The 3,802-nt window shown below is 61.6% G+C and carries 3 protein-coding genes, 2 tRNA genes and 1 pseudogene; 4 read left to right on the top strand and 2 right to left on the bottom strand.

The window, feature by feature from the left end; genetic code table 11:
- Window positions 1-96 precede the first annotated feature (96 nt).
- Window positions 97-170: transfer RNA gene (locus ABEL04_RS12400), tRNA-Val, on the bottom strand.
- A 112-nt stretch (window positions 171-282) separates the two neighbouring features.
- Window positions 283-354: transfer RNA gene (locus tag ABEL04_RS12405), tRNA-Gly, on the bottom strand.
- A gap of 169 nt (window positions 355-523) precedes the next feature.
- On the opposite strand from ABEL04_RS12405, the gene rpmH reads away from it, so the two are divergent.
- The 4 genes and pseudogenes from rpmH to ABEL04_RS12425 all read left to right on the top strand — a co-directional run.
- Complete coding sequence (gene rpmH / locus ABEL04_RS12410; RefSeq protein ID WP_375802708.1) at window positions 524-688, top strand: 50S ribosomal protein L34; 165 nt, start codon at window positions 524-526, stop codon at window positions 686-688.
- A gap of 10 nt (window positions 689-698) precedes the next feature.
- On the top strand, window positions 699-1,151 hold the full coding sequence (locus ABEL04_RS12415; RefSeq protein ID WP_375802709.1) for a ribonuclease P protein component: 453 nt from the start codon (window positions 699-701) through the stop codon (window positions 1,149-1,151).
- Between the two features lie 174 nt (window positions 1,152-1,325).
- Window positions 1,326-3,320: a membrane protein insertase YidC gene (gene yidC, locus ABEL04_RS12420; RefSeq protein WP_375802710.1), complete on the top strand. Its 1,995-nt coding sequence runs from the start codon at window positions 1,326-1,328 to the stop codon at window positions 3,318-3,320.
- Between the two features lie 64 nt (window positions 3,321-3,384).
- A pseudogene (locus ABEL04_RS12425) lies at window positions 3,385-3,802 on the top strand (tRNA uridine-5-carboxymethylaminomethyl(34) synthesis GTPase MnmE); the annotation flags it as partial.

Here is a 3,802-nt window from a genome sequence, read left to right on the forward strand (position 1 = left end):
CGGAAGGGCGGGGTTCTTTACTCTCCGTGGCAGGACCACCAAAACAAAAACGCCCCCGAATCGGCGTTTGCAGCCGTCTGAGGGCGTTTGCGGGGGTGGGCGGTGCTGGATTTGAACCAGCGACCCCCTGCTTGTAAGGCAGGTGCTCTAAACCGCTGAGCTAACCGCCCGGGCAATGGCGAGTGACGAAGTGCGAACGTCGAATGAGGAGACGTATCTGAAAAGACCGGGCCGCACCGGTCATTCGCCACTCGGAATTCGCAATTCGACACTGGAAGGCGGAGCGGGAGACGGGGATCGAACCCGCGACCTTCAGCTTGGGAAGCTGATGCTCTGCCACTGAGCTACTCCCGCTTCTAAGTGTGCATCTCCGCTGAATGCAAAGCTCGGGCGTCAGTTCCGCGGCACAATTCGGGGGCAGCCCGCATTTTGACGGTGTCTTTGTCCGCCAGAGACAAAACAAGGTAGCGCCCCTGTCGTTACAACTTACTCCGATGTTCTTCACGCACGGACTCCACGACTTATGCCAAAGCGTACCTACCAGCCCAGCAAGAAAAAGCGCAAGAAGAAGCACGGCTTTCTTGAGCGGATGAAAACAGAAGAAGGTCGAGAGATCATCAAGCGCCGCCGCAAGAAGGGGCGCGAAAAGCTCTCGGTCAGCGACGAGGACTCCGGCAAGCCCGTGTGAACGGCCCACTGTGTCCAATCCCTCCGCACGCAGCGAGGAGCGCCGCCTCACCTTTCCCCCGTCGTACCGCCTGAAACGACGGCGCCTCATTCGGTCGCTCTTCGACAAGACCCGCGATGACGTCCAGACCGTCGCGGTAGGCTGCGTTCGGGTGTTGTACCGCGTCGTCGAGCGGGATGCGCTTAGGTACGACGTGCCCTTGCAGGTGGGGTTCGCGCCAGGCCCCCGCGCTGAGAGCGGTGTGGAGCGCAATCGGATTCGGCGACTCCTCAGAGAGGTCTACCGGGTGCATCAGTACACCCTGGTAGACCTTTTCTTGTGTCATCCCGACGAGGCGCTCATCGTCATGATTCTATTTCGAGGCGCCCCCGAGCAGGCAGACGAGTGTGTCGAGCGCGATCTGCCGCGGGCCATGGAGCGTGTGGCTTCCCGCTTCGAACGCCCTCCTGATTCGGCACAGTGACCGAACAAGGATTTCTCCTATAAATTCGTCGATCTTGAAGTGCCCATGGACATGTCGTGCGGGTCCACACGTATGCACTAGCCTTGCTCACTCTCTCAGTGTAGACCTCGCAGGGACTGTCCCCTGCGCGTTCGTCGGTGTGCCAACCCGCACTCACTAATCTCTTCTCGTCCCTTGACTTCTCCGCTTCGCAACCAACCCGCGCCGGAAGATCAGCGGAACGTTATTATCGCGACCATCCTGGTCGCGGTGATCCTGTTCGCCTGGATGTTCTGGATGAGCCCACAGCAGCCGCGGCAGCAGCAGGCTGGCGCGCCTGCCGACACCGCGGTCGCCTCGGACACGGCGGGAGCCGCAACCGCACCGCAGCCCGACACGTCCTCTGAGTCGGCAGGCAAGTCGGCGGAGGCCGGCACAACCCCGAACGAGGCCGAGGCCCCTCCAACCGAGCCCCCCTCTCCGACGCCTGCAGCGGACCGGTACGCCTCCCTCTCCGCGCTTGCCGCTGACTCGATTACAGCTTCTGCGGCGCGCGGCACAAACCGGAAAATCGTCGTTCAGACGGACGTCTACACAGCAGTTCTCTCCACCAAAGGAGGCACCCTCCAGCGCTTCACGCTGGAGAAGTACAAGCAGTTCAACCAGGAGGATCCTGTTCAACTCGTCGACACCACGACCACTGGGGCCCTCTCGGTCGCCTTTAGAACCCCCACGGGCCGCCTCGTCGACTCGCGTGATCTCTACTTTACCCCGAGCACGGAGGCAGACACGATTCGCGTTGAGGGAGCGTCAACGACCATCACCTTCGAGGCGTCCCTCGGCGACGGTGTCCTTCGCCAAGCCTACACCTTTCATCCGGACAATTACGACCTTGGCCTCTCTGTCCAGCAGGTGAGGCCCGCCAGCTTTGCAACCTCTGAGGGGTACGAGCTGGTCTGGCACGGGGGCGTCCCGTACTCGGAAGGGGGAGAGGAAGACGAGCTCAGGTTCACTGGGCTCTACGCCCAGAGCGAGGGCACGATTACAAGCCTCACGCTCTCGAGCAAGGACCACAGTGAGAAGCACGTTGACGGCTCCATCTCGTGGCTTGCGGTCAAAAACAAGTACTTCACTGCCGCGCTGATGCCGGACGACCCGGATCGTCCCCGCGGCGCCTCTCTCGTCGGGGATAAGGTATCGCAGGCCACCAGTGCGGCCGCCGTGAAGAACCTCACGGGGCGCGTCCAGATGCCGCGGCCTCGGGGCAAGGCGGATGTCGATGAATTTCATCTCTACGCCGGCCCAATCGATTACTACAATCTCGCCGATTACGGGCGAGGACTGTACGGCATGGTAGACTACGGATGGGACTGGTTCGAGTGGATTACCAAGCCGCTCGCCAAGTACCTGTACATCCCGATGCTCACCTACCTCGGGAGCGGCCTTCCCTCGTGGCTGTTTGGGGGCGGGATTCCGTACGGGATTGTCGTCATCCTGATGGCCATTTTCATCAAGACCCTGGTCTACCCCCTCACGAAGTCGTCGTACCGCAGCATGGCGAAGATGCGGGAGTTGCAGCCGAAGATGCAGGAGATCAAGGACAAATACGACGACGAGCCTGACAAGCAGCAGGAGGAGATGATGCAGCTCTACCGCGAAACGGGGGTTAACCCGATCGGGGGATGTCTGCCTATGTTTCTGCAGTACCCCATCCTCATTTCGCTCTACCAGTTTATTCCGAAGTCCATTCAGCTTCGGCAGAAGAGCTTCCTCTGGGCGTCCGACCTCTCGGCGCCCGACAAGATTTTGGAGCTACCGTTTACAATTCCCTTCTACGGGGACTACGTTGCGGGCTTCACGCTCCTCATGGGACTCGCAATGATCGTCACGATGCGCGTCCAGACGACCGGCGGAGGCGCTGCGGGCGGACAGGCCAAGATGCTCCAGTACGCGATGCCGGCGGTCATCTTCTTCATCTTCAACCGGTTCGCGTCGGCCCTCAGCCTCTACTACCTCTTCTACAACATCGTCACGGCGGCCCAGCAGAAGTGGATCAACATGCAGCTGGAGAAGGAGAAGGACGAGGAAGGCAAGCTCACTGCGGGTGGGGACGGGGAAGCCGAGGGGGAAAAGGGATTCTTCGGCCGGATCATGGAGCGGGCTGAGGAGGCGCAGAAGCAGCAGCGATAGCGCGTTAGAACGTTGAACGTTCGTGCGTTGGAACGTTCAACGGATAACGTTCCAACGTTCAACGATGAGTCAAACCGATACGATCGCGGCCATTGCCACGGCGCGGGGGCGGGCGGCGCTGGCGGTGGTGCGCACGTCCGGACCCGAGGCAATTGCGGTCGTGGATGATTGCTTTCGGGGGACGGAGTTGACGGAGGTGGAGAGCCATACGGCCCACGTCGGCTTTCTGGTCGATGAGAACGGGGAGGACATCGACCAGGTCGTGGCCACGGTCTTCCGGGCTCCCAACTCGGCCACGGGCGAGAACGTCGTGGAGGTGTCCTGCCACGGGGGCGACCTGGCGCCGAAGATGGTCCTGCAGAGCCTCCTCGACCACGGCGCCCGCATGGCCGAGCCCGGCGAGTTTACGGAGCGCGCCTTTCTCAACGGCAAGATGGACCTGGCGCAGGCCGAGGCGGTGGCCGACCTCATCGACGCCACCT

It is taken from the genome of Salinibacter sp. (assembly GCF_042218895.1).
Classification (GTDB): Bacteria; Bacteroidota; Rhodothermia; order Rhodothermales; family Salinibacteraceae; genus Salinibacter.